A 15093-nucleotide genomic window follows, 5' to 3' on the forward strand; every position below is an offset into this window, starting at 1 on the left:
GCAGACGGTTCAAAGGGATAATAAAATCCCCTTATTGTTCAATTTAATTGTGACAATTATATGACAAAGAGCTGTCATATAAAGCAGTTTTTCATACTTTATTTACTGTTATGCACTCACCAAAACCCATCAAATTATTTCACTTTAATAAAATAAATCAATTAGTTAGAATATATAATTCACTGTTATTTATTTTGAAAATCAATGTTTCAGCTTATCTGATATAAATTCATATTTATTGTCATATTTGCTCCTGCCTATTGCCTATTTTCCATCATGCCTGATTAATATGACAAATTCGTGAAGCATTCCAAGCATTTATATTTAGGGTCTGTTGACAATTCGTCTATGTTTGCGACTACGAGTATTTTTTAGAGGATACGAGGCGTGAAATACGAAATTTAGTCATTCTAAATGCGTAGTTCACAACGACGTAGCATCAAAAAATACTCTAGTCCCCAGCTGCGCCTTGCGCTGCAAACAAAGCAGTGCTTTGTTCTGGCTCAGGTTGTGGCTAAAATTATCTCAGACTTCGTCATGAAATTTAAAAATGGAACCACCATTCTTTGCATTTCATTCCTTGTCTGCTCAATTTTAGCCTACAACGCAAGCCATTTATGAAATGTCAACAGCCCCTCATTATACTTGGCAACAAATATGTCTAATTATTCAACAACCTAATATATAGTGCGTGCCCCTGGCCTGCGAATATCAATAAAACTGGATTGAATTCTGTTAATATATTTGCCGATTTTATATTCCACCGGATTGGGGTTATTTATGTCCACGCTTGCCACCCTAAAAGAGCTGCTCGCTCAACGGATTCTGATCATTGATGGTGCGATGGGCACCATGATTCAGCGTCACAAACTCGAAGAAGCTGACTACCGTGGTGAGCGTTTTGCTGACTGGGCATCTGACCTGAAAGGCAACAATGACCTTTTGGTGTTGACGCAGCCGCACATTATCCAGAGTATTCACGAAGCGTATCTTGAAGCGGGTGCCGACATTATTGAAACCAACAGTTTCAACGGTACACGTGTTTCTATGTCGGATTACCACATGGAAGAGCTGGTTCCGGAAATTAACCGTGAAGCGGCACGTATTGCCAAAGAAGCCTGCCAAAAGTATTCAACCCCAGACAAACCGCGTTTTGTTGCCGGTGTACTTGGACCAACATCGCGTACCTGTTCGATTTCACCGAATGTAAATGACCCTGCTTTCCGTAACATCACCTTTGATGAATTAAAAGAAAACTATATCGAAGCGGCGCATGCGCTGATTGAAGGCGGTGCAGATATTCTGCTGATTGAAACCGTATTTGATACCTTGAACTGTAAAGCGGCGATCTTTGCAGTAAAAGAAGTCTTTAACCAGATTGGCTATGAATTGCCATTGATGATTTCAGGCACCATTACCGATGCTTCAGGCCGTACATTAACAGGCCAAACCGCAGAAGCATTCTGGAACTCAGTTCGTCACGGTGATTTGTTATCAATTGGCTTTAACTGTGCTCTTGGTGCAGATGCCATGCGTCCACACGTAAAAACGGTGTCTGACGTTGCCGATGTATTCGTATCTGCCCATCCAAACGCAGGCTTGCCAAATGCCTTCGGTGGTTATGATGAGACTCCAGAACAAACTGCTGCCTTCCTGAAAGAATTTGCCGAGAGCGGTTTAATCAACATTACTGGCGGTTGCTGCGGTACCACGCCGGATCATATCCGTGCCATTGCCAATGCGGTAAAAGACATCAAGCCACGTCAGGTTCCTGAAACCAAACCAGCTTGCCGTTTAAGCGGTTTAGAACCATTTAACATCACAGAAGAATCTTTATTCGTCAACGTCGGTGAACGGACCAACGTCACCGGTTCGAAAAAATTCCTGCGTTTGATTCGTGAAGAAAACTTTGCCGAAGCTTTAGAAGTTGCACAGCAGCAGGTTGAAGCCGGTGCGCAAATTATCGACATCAACATGGATGAAGGCATGCTCGATTCACAGAGTGCCATGGTGCACTTCCTGAATCTGGTCGCGTCGGAACCTGAAATTTCACGTGTGCCCATCATGATTGACTCATCTAAATGGGAAATCATTGAAGCGGGCTTGAAATGCGTACAAGGCAAACCGGTCGTCAACTCGATTTCACTGAAAGAAGGTTATGACGAGTTTGTCCATAAAGCACGCCTTTGCCGTCAGTACGGCGCAGCCGTGATCGTGATGGCCTTTGACGAAGATGGTCAGGCCGATACTGCCGCACGTAAACGTGAAATCTGTAAGCGTTCCTACGATGTTTTGGTCAATGAAGTCGGCTTCCCGGCTGAAGACATCATCTTTGACCCGAACGTCTTCGCAGTAGCCACCGGTATTGAAGAGCACAATAACTATGCGGTGGACTTCATTGAAGCGACTGGCTGGATTAAACAGAACCTTCCGCATGCCATGATTTCCGGCGGCGTGTCCAACGTATCGTTCTCATTCCGTGGTAACGAGCCTGTTCGTGAAGCGATTCACTCGGTATTCCTTTACCATGCCATCAAGCAAGGCATGACCATGGGGATCGTAAACGCTGGTCAAATGGCGATTTACGATGACATCCCTGCCGAATTGAAAGCTGCGGTTGAAGATGTGATCCTGAACCAGAACCAGGGCAAAAGCGGTCAGGAAGCTACGGAAAAATTGCTTGAAGTGGCTGAACAATATCGCGGTCAGGCCGGTGCACAAAAAGCCGTTGAAAACCTTGAATGGCGTAACGAGTCAGTTGAAAAACGCCTTGAATATGCACTGGTCAAAGGCATCACCACCTTTATTGATGAAGACACCGAAGAAGCGCGTTTAAAATCAAAACGTCCGCTGGATGTGATTGAAGGTCCACTGATGGATGGCATGAACGTGGTCGGTGACCTGTTCGGTTCAGGCAAAATGTTCCTGCCTCAGGTAGTAAAATCTGCGCGTGTGATGAAACAAGCCGTAGCTTGGTTGAACCCGTACATCGAAGCAGAAAAATCGGGTGGTGAGTCTAAAGGTAAAGTGTTGATGGCGACCGTAAAAGGCGACGTACATGATATCGGCAAGAACATTGTTGGCGTAGTATTGGGCTGTAACGGTTATGACATCATCGACCTTGGTGTGATGGTACCGTGCGAGAAGATTCTGCAAACGGCCATTGACGAGAAGGTTGATATTATTGGTCTTTCTGGCTTGATTACCCCGTCTTTGGATGAAATGGTCTTCGTTGCCAAAGAAATGCAGCGTAAAGGCTTCAATGTGCCGCTGATGATTGGTGGTGCAACTACATCGAAAGCGCATACTGCGGTGAAAATTGATCCGCAATATTCAAATGATGCCGTCATTTACGTAGCTGATGCTTCACGTGCGGTGGGTGTAGCAACTACCCTGCTGTCTAAAGAGATGAAGCCGAAATTTGTTGAGGAAACTCGCGCTGAATATGAAAAAGTGCGTGAGCGTATTGCCAACAAACAGCCGAAAGCTGCAAAACTGTCTTATGCTGAATCGGTTGAAAATGGCTTGAAAATTGACTTTTCAGCCAACGCACCTGTGAAGCCAAACTTCATTGGTACGCAAATGCTGACCCATTATCCTCTGGAAACTTTGGTTGAATATTTTGACTGGACACCGTTCTTTATTTCGTGGAGTCTGGCAGGTAAGTTCCCTGCCATTCTTAAAGATGAAGTGGTCGGTGAAGCTGCAACTGACTTGTATGAACAAGCGCAGAAAATGCTGAAAGATATTATCGACAATAAACGCTTTGATGCGCGTGCGGTATTTGGCATCTACCCTGCTAACCGTTCAGGTGCAGACAGTGTTGAAGTGTATGACGAAACTGGCGCAACTGTTACGCATACTTTCCAGCATATCCGTCAGCAGTCTGACAAAGTGACAGGCAAACCAAACTTGTCATTGGCGGACTTTGTTGCGCCTAAAGGCGTTGCAGAGGATTACTTGGGCGGTTTCACCGTTTCGATCTTCGGTGCAGAAGAATTGGCAAATGAGTACAAAGCCAAAGGCGATGACTACTCTGCCATTCTAGTGCAATCTTTGGGTGACCGTTTTGCCGAAGCTTTTGCAGAGCACTTGCATGAACGTATCCGTAAAGAGTTCTGGGGCAACCAGGCATCTGAACAGTTGTCGAATGAAGAGTTGATTAAAGAGAAATATGTCGGTATCCGTCCTGCACCGGGCTATCCGGCTTGTCCTGAACACTCTGAAAAAGCGCCGTTGTTTGACTGGTTAGGTTCTACAGACAAGATTGGTACGCAATTGACTTCTAGCTTTGCAATGTGGCCACCTTCATCTGTCAGTGGTTTCTACTATGCCAACCAAGAATCACAGTACTTTAACGTGGGTAAAATTGCAGGCGACCAGCTTGAGGATTATGCAAAGCGTAAAGGCTGGACACTGGATGAAGCGAAACGCTGGTTAGCGCCTAATTTGGATGATTCGGTGGTTTAATCCCCCCTAACCCCCTTTAATAAAGGGGGGAAAATCCATTTTTATCGAATTAAAAAATCCCCTCAAGTGAGGGGATTTTTCTTTTAACTCTCCCCTAATCCTGAGCCATATATGGCGCAAGGTCAAAGAGGGGGACTTCACGTATCCTTTTAATTACGTGATAGCTCCTCCCTTTCTTAAAGGGAGGCTGGGAGGGATTCAAAATTGAATAAGTATGCGATATATTTAACTAAAACAACCAAAATAGAAGCAATATGTTAGTTTACAAATATCGTGGTGGGGCTTTCAAAAGAGATTTAGAATCTTTACAAAAAGATCAATTTTGGGCATCTAATACGCAACAATTAAATGACCCTTGTGAAGGACTTGTATCTATCAATAACTATGAAAAACAGATAGAAACCTTAAAATTAATTTTTCCACAACAAGCAAAGCATACAGTTATGCTAAATCAATGTTTTCAAAATATCATTGATATGAAAGATCAAAAATTGGGAATCTTTTCGTTAAGTAAAAATTATAATGATGAACTACTTTGGGCTCATTATGCTGATAGCCATAAAGGTTTTTGTATTGAATATGAGTTAAATAAGTTACTTAAAGGACAAAATCCGAAACACAGGTATTTTGATGTCACTTATACTGACAATCTTCCCAATATAAGCCTATCGGATATATTATCGAAAGGAGATGACAATTCACTAATAAGAATGATGTTAGGTTATAAAGCCAAAAAATGGGAATATGAAAATGAACTCAGAATTATTACAGAAAATTATGGACTAAATAGTTACGATTATAGAGCTGTTAAATCCATATATTTCGGACTCAGAATGTCTGATTCTGAAATAACAAAAATTATGGACACCATGAAAGGTAGAAATATTCGATACTTTAAAATGAAGTTAAAACCTAATTCCTTTCAACTTGATGCTATCCAAATTGAAGATAAATTTCCTACTAAAAAAAGATATAAATACTCGATAGCACCTATAGCTGAACGGGCTGTTGATCCTTCCACACTAAAATCAGAATACAAAGAGTTTAGCCCATATTTAGATAAATTAGCCGAAATCATTCGTCGAGAAACTGATTGTATTGAAGTTAGTTATGTTGATCTAAGTCATTCAAAAAGCACGCTAAATCATCCTATATTTTTTGCTCAATATAAGACCCAAAAAAATGACTGGTTAACACATACAGTACATTACTCGAAACAGCAAATTGACGAAGAATACGACAAAATTGATGACTTGTCGTTATTATCTAATCTCCTTTAAAAAAAAGAGAGAAATATCACGAATCTATTACCGAAATCAAATTCGTGCAAAGTCCTCCTTTAAAAAGGGGGGATTCTTTCACACAAGCTCGATAAACCTGCTCCACCACATTATCCAACTGCTTCACGATCTGCCCATTATCAAACCTAAGCACCTTTAATCCCAACTCAGCCAAAGCTTCATCACGAATACGATCCGCCTCTAGTCCTTCCTCAGTAAAATGCTGACTACCATCACACTCAATCACTAAATTGGCAGCAGGACAATAAAAATCCACGATGTAATTAAAAATTGGTTTCTGCCGATAAAACTGCAATCCTAAAATCTGTTTGCCACGAAGTTTTGACCACAATAGCTTTTCTGCTTCAGTCATGTTGTTTCGTAAGTCACGCGAGGCTTGTTTTAAATTCTTATTGTAGACTTTCATTTTTATTCTCTCTTTATAATCCCCCTAAATCCCCCTTTTTCAAAGGGGGACTTTCGTTTATCAATTAAATTACGTGACTACTACTCCCTTTTTAAAGGGAGGTCGGGAGGGATTTAATCTAGTAAAAGTGTTCCTAATAATTGCCCTTTTCTACCCAATCAATCCAAAATCAATGACTATTGGTACTCCAATGAAGAAACTCATGAACGGTACTGAAAACATCGTTGTTGAAATGTGCATAAGACTATTATCAATACACCATTAAAGAATAAGCACCTTAAACAGCAGGCTTTAAGTTTAACTCTAAATAATTCCGCACCTGATTACGTCCCTTTTGTTTAGCTAAATATAAAGCCCGGTCTGCCATACGAATGATGTGTTCTTTTTTGGCATTGGCCTGAGAAAGGGCTACCCCAAAACTGGCACTGGTTTTTAAAATTTTCCCTGTTTCCAGCTCAAATTCTTCCTGTTCAATAATTTTGCGACAACGTTCTGCAATCTCGATCGCCTGCTGCAGATTTTGATCTTTTAAAATCAGGATAAACTCTTCACCACCAAAACGCCCCACCACATCCTGTATTCGCGTTGTGGTACATAAAATGGTGGCTACACGCTGCAAAACAGCATCTCCGGTTTCATGACCATAATCATCATTAATTTTTTTAAAATAGTCCAAATCCAGCAACACCACGGCATAGGTCGCTTTTTTCCTGCTTTCCAAGGTACTGAGCTGTTCCCCAATATAACGACGATTAAATACATTGGTCAGCGCATCGGTCTGACTCATTTTTTTAATCTTCATTTCACGACGGCGCCACTGCGAGAGCAAAATTTCAAAAAATAAAATTGAAGTGAGCAAGATAGGGAGATAGACCTCAGCCATACTTTTGATCCAGAACGGATTATGATAAAACTCGCTATGCGTCAGGTTATCACTGAACACAGGTGCATAGCGAATGACCCCATTAAAAGTTAAATAACTGATAACAATAGTAAAAATAGAAGCAAAAAGGGCGATGCCATAGATCATTTTACGTGAATAATAAACCAGGCCAATCAGCACAATATTGACAAAACCGGCAATGGTTGCAGGACTAAACATACCCACGGTATAGCCTGCATAAATCATCACGGCACCAAAAAACACCGGTGAAAAATAGGCAATAAATTGACGGAATTTTGCATTGTGTTTATATCTGTGGCTAAGCACAATCATGCCGATAAAAACAATTAAGGTGGCGACTACCGTACTAATACGGACGAAAAAAAAGTCATGATTAATCCAGACCCGATTTTCTTCTGAATAGCAACTAAACAGATACCATTTAATCGCGCTGACTTGGCAAAATGCTCCAAAAAAGCAGAGCAATATGCCCTTGTCAAAATTGGACCAGTTAATAATTAAATTATCGGATTCAAATAAATGAAACTTGACTCTGCCCCAGGAATGAAAAGTCAGCCTGAATATTTTTCTAAAAAATTTCATGTTCGTTATTGTATCTTTATAATTTATAGATTTTTTATTAGCTCAAAATTATACCAAAAGTACAAAAAACAAACAATATATGCTTATATCCTGTCGATAAACAGCACTCCATCCAAATGGTCTACTTCATGTTGCACAATTCGGGCAGGAAAACCACTCAAGGTCGTTTCTACCGCTGTACCCTCTAAAGTGCAATAACGCAGCTTAATGCTTTCAGCACGAGCGACTTGCCCACGTTCATCCGGTACACTTAAACAGCCCTCTTCGCCCCAAACCGTCAACTCAGATTTTTCTAGAATTTCAAGGTTTACCATCACCAGCACATCCATTTCAGGTGCATCGGGATAACGCGGGTTCGGACGTGAAGCCACAATAATGACCCGTTTTGACACATAGACCTGAGGGGCTGCAATCCCTACCCCGTTGCGTGCCAACATGGTGGCATGCATGGCTTCTGCAAGTTCTTTTAGCCAAGGACTATTCAACTCAGTCTTTGCCACTTCTGCCGCTGTTAACGTCAAAATGCTTTCACCACGCTCTGCTACAGGTAAAATGGTGCTCATCTATTTTTTCCTTACCCAGCGAGAACGCCAGAATCACTATCTTTTTCAATTCAAAATTCTATAGAAATATTACCCCCAAAATGTGCTGGATGATATTCAGTTTTAAACTTTCTATTGCACATTTATGAATGATTTATGCTGTGCGAAATGCTCAAACTTTTAAGCCCCTTTTAATTTTTCCTGCTTATTATTTGCCAAATTTCTTTATCAATAAAAAATATGACAACTGCCCAACTCCTGCTCGGTGTACTTTTTAGTTCTATAGGCTTAGGCTATTTTTTGTATGGGAAAAAGCAAAAAGCGGTCATGCCCTGGATCTGTGGCTTGGTTCTGATGATTTTCCCCTATTTTATAGAAAGTACTGGCCTATTGACCACAATTGGTGTTGTTCTGTCTATTGCTCCTTACTTTATCCGGCTTTAATTAAGTGACAGATCAGGTTGATTTATTCATAAAATGAAAATATCTGGGGTTTTGACCGGGACTATTCTATTACTACCAGCCTATTGGCAAACTACATAAGAATGAAAAAAGTGATGTTATAGCGTTATTTGGCTATAGATTAACTATAAAAAAGCCCTTCAGTTGAAGGGCTTTTTATGGATTAAGCGACTAAACTTTTCTTTAACTCATCTTCAACGATCTGGATTTCCAGCTGGCTAAATTTACGAATTTCTGTTTCGGCATGTTTTTCCAGCATAGCTGAAATCAAAGGGACTTTTACTTTGACATGCCAATTCAGACTAATGTGAATTTGCTGCTCATCTCCTGTCACCAGACGTTCGCAATTCGCTTCTAAAGGCATATTTGCGCCCAAGGTAATATTTGAAGTTAATGCGGCTAAATCGGTAACATCGGTACGTTTGACTCGAAATGCATCTTTAAGGAATTTTTTCGCTATGTCTGGAATGTTGACATCCAGGTTATAGGCACGGCGTAAAGTGTAAATATCACCGCTTGTTTTCGATTCAATAATTTCCAGTTTTTCCCCGGGAATACGTCGGCATACTGCCTCGTGTAAGGCTGTATTTGCTACAAGTCGCTTGAACTGATCAATTGAAACACCCTGAATTGTAGAATTCACAGTAAAACGATGTGCCATATTTTATAATCCTTTGTTTTTCTAGTGGTTGTTTTAAATTTTTCTAAACCATTCGATCATCACTGATCTAGCCTATTTTTATAGCTCTTTATTTAATTAAATCTTAAAGCTGTTGTCATTGACCCTCTATACAACACTATTCTGCATAGATGCCACTGTGAATAGCGGTTTTTTCACCACAAGAAATACGAAGAAAATGACCGCGATACTCAATGATGACATCAAACTGTTCGGCACCATCATCCAGACCTGTAGCAGTCCAGGTTGTGCCTTGAGGAAAATCCTGCAACCAGGCCGCTTTATAAAAGTCAGAAACAGAATCAAAGTTGAGATATTTTTCCGGCTCGGCTTGAATTCGGGCTGCCAGTTCGTCAAACCTGCACAACTGATATTGAGTAAAGTCGATCAGCATGCATCACTCCTCAGGGTTTAAACACCTTTGAACTGAGTCAAAGCCTGTTTCTTTTTCACCTGCTCCCACTGCCACCAGCCAAAAGCTGCCAGACCAACAAAAGCCGCATACAAAGCAGCGGTTAAGAACAAGTCTTTATAAATAAACATGCCGACGTAAATAATATCGACAAAAACCCATAACACCCAGGTGGCAATATGTTTACGGCTGGTCCAATAGGTGGCCAGCAGACTAAATGCAGCCAGTTGTGAATCCAGCATAGGCACAGCAGCGTCGGTAAAATGCTTTAGCGTTAAACCGAAAATTAAACCGCCAATCGCGGCCAGTAACATTTGGAAAATCACTGTTTTTGTGGCGATCGGCTCAATCCGAATTTCATGATCTTGCTGCTTTCCTTTCAGCCAATGATAGAATCCATAAAAGTTCACCACGATGAAAAAGAGCTGCAAGATGGTTTCGCCATAGAGCTTGAATTGATAAAAGAGATAGGCATACAGCACAAAGGCTGCAAAGTTAAACCACCAGCACCACATATTGCGTTTAATGGTGAGTGTCACCCCAATCAGACTAATAATAACCGCAACAATTTCTAGAGGTGACATGGCAATAATCAACCAGCGAACAGGTGTTGCTATTATGAAAAAAAAAGCCCTGAACGCAAGATAAATTATGTCTATTTTGTCCCATTGCTCGCCCATTACCACAGTTTTTTTATCTTCAGATTGTGCAATTTCAACAGCATTCAAAAATTGGAGTGCACAGGTTTGACAGTTTTCTAACCATCGTTTAAAAACTTAGAAAACAGTCTATCTGGAAGAAGAACAATGTCACAACAACAAGGAAAAGTCAGCCGGGAAATCCGTGGGTCTCTGTTGCTGATTGGCCTCGACCGTACTGCCAAAAGAAATGCCTTTGATAGCCATATGATTCATGATCTGTCACTGGCCTTAACTGAATATGAAGATGACCCGGAATTGCGTTGTGCAGTCATTTTTGCCCATGGTGATCATTTCACTGCCGGGCTGGATTTGATCGAGTTACAACCCAAACTAGAAACAGGTGTATTTGATTTTGATCCTGAACAAATTAATCCCTGGGGCACGACCTCAAGAGCACGCAAGAAACCGGTGATTGTGGCGGTACAAGGTATTTGCTATACAGCAGGCATCGAGTTGATGCTGAATGCCGATATCGTCATTGCGCAGGACAATTGCCAGTTCGCACAAATGGAAGTACAGCGTGGCATTTTACCCTTTGGCGGTGCAACCGTGCGTTTTGTACAGGCTGCGGGCTGGTCCAAAGCCATGCGCTATTTACTGACCGGCGATCACTTTGATGCAGCAACAGCACTGGATTTAAACCTGATTAGTGAAATTATCCCTGAACCGCCATTACAACGTGCCATTGAACTGGCGGAACATATTGCTCAGGCTGCTCCACTGGCCGTTCAGGCAACCTTAGCTTCTGCCAAAGAAGCAGCTGAACAGGGTGCTGCAACTGCATTTGCCCATTTACAGCAACATCTGGCTCCATTGCTTAAAACTCAGGATGTACAAGAAGGTGTCATGGCCATGCTGCAACGCCGCGCCCCTGAATTTAAAGGCCGATAATTAAATAGCCAAGTGTCGTCTGACTCCAGTCATAACACGAGTTTGCCATGCCAAATCACAAGCAGCAGTGATAAAGCAGTCCTTTTAATCTCACAGTCCAGCTGCCTGTTCAGCGATATCAACAGCAGTATAAAAAGCATATAATTTTGGGGATTTTTATTTTTGTGTATTCAAGTCAAGAGGAATAGTTTCAGTCAGGCATGGCTATGCTGTTCCTTGAATTCACATTTATGCTCACAACCGAAACGGTCAATATGAGTATAAAATACCCCATAACGTCCGACATAATATTCTAAAGACTGGTCATAGAAAGTCCAGTAAACCGACCATTCGCCCAAGTCCAGCTGACGAATCCGGGTTTGGGCTTTGGCAGGCAATTTTCTTAACACACCTTCTTGAACCCCGATGGCCTGACTTAAGTTGCGTTCGGTCAGATGGCGTTCAAAAAATATCTGGCAGACATCATCAAACAGCTGTTGTTCATATTCTTCCACCTCATCTACCCGCGCTTGTGCTGTGGATAAGGGCTGTGCCGAGGTCGCATCGGGTTTGATTAAATCGGCGAGCTGCTTAATTCTAAATTGCTGTAAATGTTGATTGATCTGAATTTTTAAAAATATTTTCCAAAGGACAATCAGTCCAATGCAAACACATAGCCCCAAGAGTATTTTCACCATAGCGTCACTCTCATGAATAAATAATTATTATTTTTATATTATATAAACAATTTGAATAAAAATTATACGATTTTTAAAATTTTATGTTATAAAAAAGAATGCCAAGGAATTTTACTCATGTTCCCTATTTCTTCATCTGCTCAATATACGCTTGTCACTTGTCTCACTTGGGATCTTCAGGTCAACCAGGCCGGTTCACGACGTGTGGAGTTTTTACATGAGGTGCCTTGGAAACTGTACCCTGATGATGATTTAGAATAAATCACTAAGTAAAAAATACCCCAAGGTCGCCTCAATAGCGGCCTTTTTTATTGCCTAAAAACAAGGAAAAAGCTGATGAATCATCCAATTAATAAAAATGGATTCCCCACACCACTGTCCAAACCGGTTGTAGCCCCTTTTAGCCAAAACTCACGCTTTGCTACAGCCGGTCAATTTATTACTGTTGTGCTGATTTGGTCACTCACTCCGCTTTCAGCAGTCTGGACAGTGCATGAAATTCATTGGGCGTGGGGTTTATTTATCCGGTTTAGCTTGGCCATACCGATTGCACTAGCCTGTCAGGCCTACTTCAAGGTCAAAGTACCGGTGCACCCGCAAGCTTTGCTCAGCTATGCCGCGGGTGCTCTCGGCCTGTTTGCCTCCATGGCCTTCTGCTATATGGGCGCCTCCAGGGTACCTTCCACGGTGATTTCAATCATTTATGGTAGTGCTCCCTTTGTCTCGGGTTTAGTGGCCATTTATATTTTTCGCAGTGAAAAGTTTAGTGCCTATCAATGGTTGGGCTTGCTATTGGGTATGTTGGGCTTATATTTTGCACTGGGCTTAAACGAGCAAAACCTGTTATTGGATAGATTTGGCATTGGTTTGGAAATCGTGGCCATGCTTTTGTATGTATTTTCTGCATTTGCTGTGCATGCGGTTGCTGCAAATATCCATCCGATCAGTCAGATGACCGGTGCTACCCTCATGTCATGGCTGGGTTATTGTAGCTTGCTGCCCTTTTTCTCCTCCGACATGCCAGATGAGCTGCCATCGTTAGATACCGCTATCGCAATTGTCTATAGCGCAGTATTTTCATCTGTACTGGCAATGATTTTTTATTATCAGCTGCTGAACAAAGTCAAGCCCACTACACTGATGCTGATGAACATCATTTGCCCCGTACTGGCTACACTGTGGGGCAAATGGCTTAATCACGAACTGCTCAGCTCACATTTCATCCTAGGGCTGCTGTTACTGTGTATGGGTTTAGCCTGCTATGCGTTGCGCGTACCGGGCAAATAGCAGATAAAATAAAATAGAAAAATCCCGGGCTGGATGCCGACCCGGGATTTTCTTGGTTTTGGGTACAGATAAAAATCTGTTATTCAATATGAATGATTTTGCCGTGTTCATCATGATGAACCACGCTGACCTTTTGCTGGCGTCCCTGTTCGATTTCTTCAACAGCCAAACCAAAATGCTGTCCATAATCGGCAATATTTTTGGCAGAGCTTGTCTTTACTGTTTTTGCAGGAACAAAATTCGACCATAGCAGCAAGCCCACAGCACAGGCCAATAATGCACTCACGCCATGTTCAATGCCCAAACCAAAGGCAGAAAAAAGCTGATGCAACACATGCTGTTTTTGCAGGCTCACAATCCCCAGCACAATCAACAACGGTCGCCATAACAACAGCCATATCGCCCACATCATAGCGGTAGAGGTATGTGATGCATAACGTTTATGCCATGGCAAGCAATGACGTAAATCAATAATTAAAGGATTATTTTTCATGGATGACTTCTTCATTATTGAGTTTGGAATTACGCATCCCACGGTCTGGACTGACCCAGCGTGCGCGCTGGCCATTGCCGCGTAACAATACTTTAGGAAATGCCACGATACTGGCCGTCAGGGTGATCAGCCAGAATACAAAGGGATACCAGATCATCCAGAAGTAATTTTTGCCTAGCGAAGGTTCATAACGGCTGTCCATCCATTTGCTGATCGCAAACTGCAACAGGCAGGTCACGCCCAAAAGCATGCCGGTGCCATAGGGTAAAAATGGTGAACTAATGCCCGATATGCCCAATGGAACCACAAAATGGATTAACCAGAGGACGGCCATAAACAACATCAAATAAGACCATACCAAAGTCAGCACCAGCTCACACAGCAGCGGCCATAAAAAATTCAGTTTCGGTTGAAACAGCACATCTATATTTTTAATCAGCACCTGTGCCCCGCCCATGGCCCAGCGTAGCCGCTGTTTCCACAAACCCTTGAATGTTTCCGGCATTAAAATCCAGACCAAGGCATTCGGTTCGAATTGAATATTCCAGCCTGCACGTTGCAGCTTCCAGGTAATGTCGATATCTTCGGTCAGCATGTCGGGTGACCAGTAGCCGACTTCATGCACGGCACTTTTACGAAAGGCAGTAATCACGCCAGAAACGGTAAACAGCCGACCAAAACTGCGTTGTGCCCGTTTAATCATGCCCACTATGGAGGAAAATTCTCCCACCTGAATACGTCCAATCAAAGTCGAACGGGTACGAATTCGCGGATTACCGGTGACCGCAGCCACGGTTTCATCCTGCAGAAAATGCCGTAACATCCAGGTCGCCGCATGCGGATCAAGCAAAGCATCACCATCAATGCCGAGCAAATATTCTGCATCGGTGAGCAAGCTGCCGGCCTGCAAGGCCATGGCTTTGCCCTGATTATGCGCCAAATGTACCACACGCAATTTTTCATACCGGTCTGCCAGACGGTTTAACACGGCTGCGGTGTTATCGGAACTGCCATCATTGATCGCAATGACCTCAAAATTTGGATAATCCAGCGCCAGTGCATGACCCAATGTTTCTTCGGCATTATCACCTTCGTTAAAACAAGGTACCAGTACAGCCACCTTAGGATAATCAGGTAATGCCTCAGGCTGCTGATACGGCGGATCCTGTCGTTCTTTCCAGTAGAAAATCAGTGCACCGATCATCCATAAATACGACATAAATAATGGATAATAAAAAACAAAGTGCAATGCAGAATGCCAAAAATGCTGCAGCGTTGACATATGG

Annotated in this window: 14 protein-coding genes; 5 read left to right on the top strand and 9 right to left on the bottom strand. The window is 42.2% G+C overall.

From position 1 onward, the window contains the following. Positions 1 to 780 precede the first annotated feature (780 nt). The gene (gene metH, locus GTU69_RS02220; RefSeq protein WP_166167548.1) at positions 781 to 4470 is read left to right on the top strand and encodes a methionine synthase; all 3690 of its coding nucleotides are present in this window, start codon (positions 781 to 783) and stop codon (positions 4468 to 4470) included. A gap of 254 nt (positions 4471 to 4724) precedes the next feature. Further along, on the top strand, positions 4725 to 5750 hold the full coding sequence (locus GTU69_RS02225) for a DUF2971 domain-containing protein (RefSeq protein WP_166167551.1): 1026 nt from the start codon (positions 4725 to 4727) through the stop codon (positions 5748 to 5750). Positions 5751 to 5766: 16 nt separating this feature from the next. Here the strand turns inward: GTU69_RS02225 and GTU69_RS02230 are convergent, their stop codons facing one another. The 3 genes from GTU69_RS02230 to def all read right to left on the bottom strand — a co-directional run bounded on the left by GTU69_RS02230 (position 5767) and on the right by def (position 8226). Next, entirely contained in the window at positions 5767 to 6177 is a 411-nt protein-coding gene (locus tag GTU69_RS02230) for a DUF559 domain-containing protein (RefSeq protein WP_166167554.1), read from the bottom strand. A gap of 277 nt (positions 6178 to 6454) precedes the next feature. After that, positions 6455 to 7663 (bottom strand): GGDEF domain-containing protein, encoded by a 1209-nt coding sequence (locus tag GTU69_RS02235; RefSeq protein WP_166167557.1) that lies wholly within the window; start codon positions 7661 to 7663, stop codon positions 6455 to 6457. Between the two features lie 83 nt (positions 7664 to 7746). Continuing rightward, a complete protein-coding gene (gene def, locus GTU69_RS02240) occupies positions 7747 to 8226 on the bottom strand; it encodes a peptide deformylase (protein WP_166167560.1) in 480 nt (159 codons plus the stop codon). A gap of 219 nt (positions 8227 to 8445) precedes the next feature. On the opposite strand from def, the gene GTU69_RS17080 reads away from it, so the two are divergent. Further along, a complete protein-coding gene (locus GTU69_RS17080; RefSeq protein WP_166167563.1) occupies positions 8446 to 8649 on the top strand; it encodes an amino acid transport protein in 204 nt (67 codons plus the stop codon). Positions 8650 to 8830: 181 nt separating this feature from the next. On the opposite strand, the gene GTU69_RS02250 is transcribed toward GTU69_RS17080, so the two are convergent. From GTU69_RS02250 to pnuC, 3 genes are all read right to left on the bottom strand, one after another. Further along, positions 8831 to 9328 carry a DUF2505 family protein gene (locus tag GTU69_RS02250; RefSeq protein ID WP_166167566.1) on the bottom strand — a complete coding sequence of 166 codons (498 nt, stop codon included), beginning with the start codon at positions 9326 to 9328 and terminating at the stop codon, positions 8831 to 8833. 136 nt (positions 9329 to 9464) lie between these two features. Then, on the bottom strand, positions 9465 to 9740 hold the full coding sequence (locus GTU69_RS02255; protein WP_166167569.1) for a hypothetical protein: 276 nt from the start codon (positions 9738 to 9740) through the stop codon (positions 9465 to 9467). 17 nt (positions 9741 to 9757) lie between these two features. Next, the gene (gene pnuC / locus GTU69_RS02260) at positions 9758 to 10342 is read right to left on the bottom strand and encodes a nicotinamide riboside transporter PnuC (RefSeq protein ID WP_166167574.1); all 585 of its coding nucleotides are present in this window, start codon (positions 10340 to 10342) and stop codon (positions 9758 to 9760) included. Between the two features lie 222 nt (positions 10343 to 10564). Here pnuC and GTU69_RS02265 point away from each other — a divergent pair, with 222 nt between their 5' ends. Continuing rightward, positions 10565 to 11350 (top strand): crotonase/enoyl-CoA hydratase family protein, encoded by a 786-nt coding sequence (locus GTU69_RS02265; RefSeq protein ID WP_166167576.1) that lies wholly within the window; start codon positions 10565 to 10567, stop codon positions 11348 to 11350. Positions 11351 to 11544: 194 nt separating this feature from the next. Here GTU69_RS02265 and GTU69_RS02270 read toward each other — a convergent pair whose 3' ends face one another. Next, on the bottom strand, positions 11545 to 12027 hold the full coding sequence (locus tag GTU69_RS02270) for a hypothetical protein (protein ID WP_166167579.1): 483 nt from the start codon (positions 12025 to 12027) through the stop codon (positions 11545 to 11547). Between the two features lie 336 nt (positions 12028 to 12363). On the opposite strand from GTU69_RS02270, the gene GTU69_RS02275 reads away from it, so the two are divergent. After that, a complete protein-coding gene (locus tag GTU69_RS02275; protein ID WP_166167582.1) occupies positions 12364 to 13314 on the top strand; it encodes a DMT family transporter in 951 nt (316 codons plus the stop codon). Positions 13315 to 13393: 79 nt separating this feature from the next. On the opposite strand, the gene pgaD is transcribed toward GTU69_RS02275, so the two are convergent. After that, positions 13394 to 13807 (bottom strand): poly-beta-1,6-N-acetyl-D-glucosamine biosynthesis protein PgaD, encoded by a 414-nt coding sequence (pgaD, locus tag GTU69_RS02280; RefSeq protein ID WP_166167585.1) that lies wholly within the window; start codon positions 13805 to 13807, stop codon positions 13394 to 13396. Further along, positions 13797 to 15089 (bottom strand): poly-beta-1,6-N-acetyl-D-glucosamine synthase, encoded by a 1293-nt coding sequence (pgaC, locus tag GTU69_RS02285; RefSeq protein WP_166167588.1) that lies wholly within the window; start codon positions 15087 to 15089, stop codon positions 13797 to 13799. The genes pgaD and pgaC overlap by 11 nt, the downstream gene beginning before the upstream one ends. Between the last annotated feature and the right edge of the window lie 4 nt (positions 15090 to 15093).

Source organism: Acinetobacter sp. SA01, assembly GCF_011319235.1.
Taxonomy (GTDB): Bacteria; Pseudomonadota; Gammaproteobacteria; order Pseudomonadales; family Moraxellaceae; genus Acinetobacter.

Bases quoted from the DNA above. Each gene is read 5' to 3' on its own strand.
- GTU69_RS02255 (WP_166167569.1), bottom strand. From the start codon at position 9,740: ATGCTGATCGACTTTACTCAATATCAGTTGTGCAGGTTTGACGAACTG.
- GTU69_RS02230 (WP_166167554.1), bottom strand. From the start codon at position 6,177: ATGAAAGTCTACAATAAGAATTTAAAACAAGCCTCGCGTGACTTACGA.
- GTU69_RS02265 (WP_166167576.1), top strand. From the start codon at position 10,565: ATGTCACAACAACAAGGAAAAGTCAGCCGGGAAATCCGTGGGTCTCTG.
- GTU69_RS02225 (WP_166167551.1), top strand. From the start codon at position 4,725: ATGTTAGTTTACAAATATCGTGGTGGGGCTTTCAAAAGAGATTTAGAA.
- GTU69_RS02275 (WP_166167582.1), top strand. From the start codon at position 12,364: ATGAATCATCCAATTAATAAAAATGGATTCCCCACACCACTGTCCAAA.
- metH (WP_166167548.1), top strand. From the start codon at position 781: ATGTCCACGCTTGCCACCCTAAAAGAGCTGCTCGCTCAACGGATTCTG.
- GTU69_RS17080 (WP_166167563.1), top strand. From the start codon at position 8,446: ATGACAACTGCCCAACTCCTGCTCGGTGTACTTTTTAGTTCTATAGGC.
- pnuC (WP_166167574.1), bottom strand. From the start codon at position 10,342: ATGTCACCTCTAGAAATTGTTGCGGTTATTATTAGTCTGATTGGGGTG.
- GTU69_RS02235 (WP_166167557.1), bottom strand. From the start codon at position 7,663: ATGAAATTTTTTAGAAAAATATTCAGGCTGACTTTTCATTCCTGGGGC.
- GTU69_RS02250 (WP_166167566.1), bottom strand. From the start codon at position 9,328: ATGGCACATCGTTTTACTGTGAATTCTACAATTCAGGGTGTTTCAATT.
- GTU69_RS02270 (WP_166167579.1), bottom strand. From the start codon at position 12,027: ATGGTGAAAATACTCTTGGGGCTATGTGTTTGCATTGGACTGATTGTC.
- pgaD (WP_166167585.1), bottom strand. From the start codon at position 13,807: ATGAAAAATAATCCTTTAATTATTGATTTACGTCATTGCTTGCCATGG.
- def (WP_166167560.1), bottom strand. From the start codon at position 8,226: ATGAGCACCATTTTACCTGTAGCAGAGCGTGGTGAAAGCATTTTGACG.
- pgaC (WP_166167588.1), bottom strand. From the start codon at position 15,089: ATGTCAACGCTGCAGCATTTTTGGCATTCTGCATTGCACTTTGTTTTT.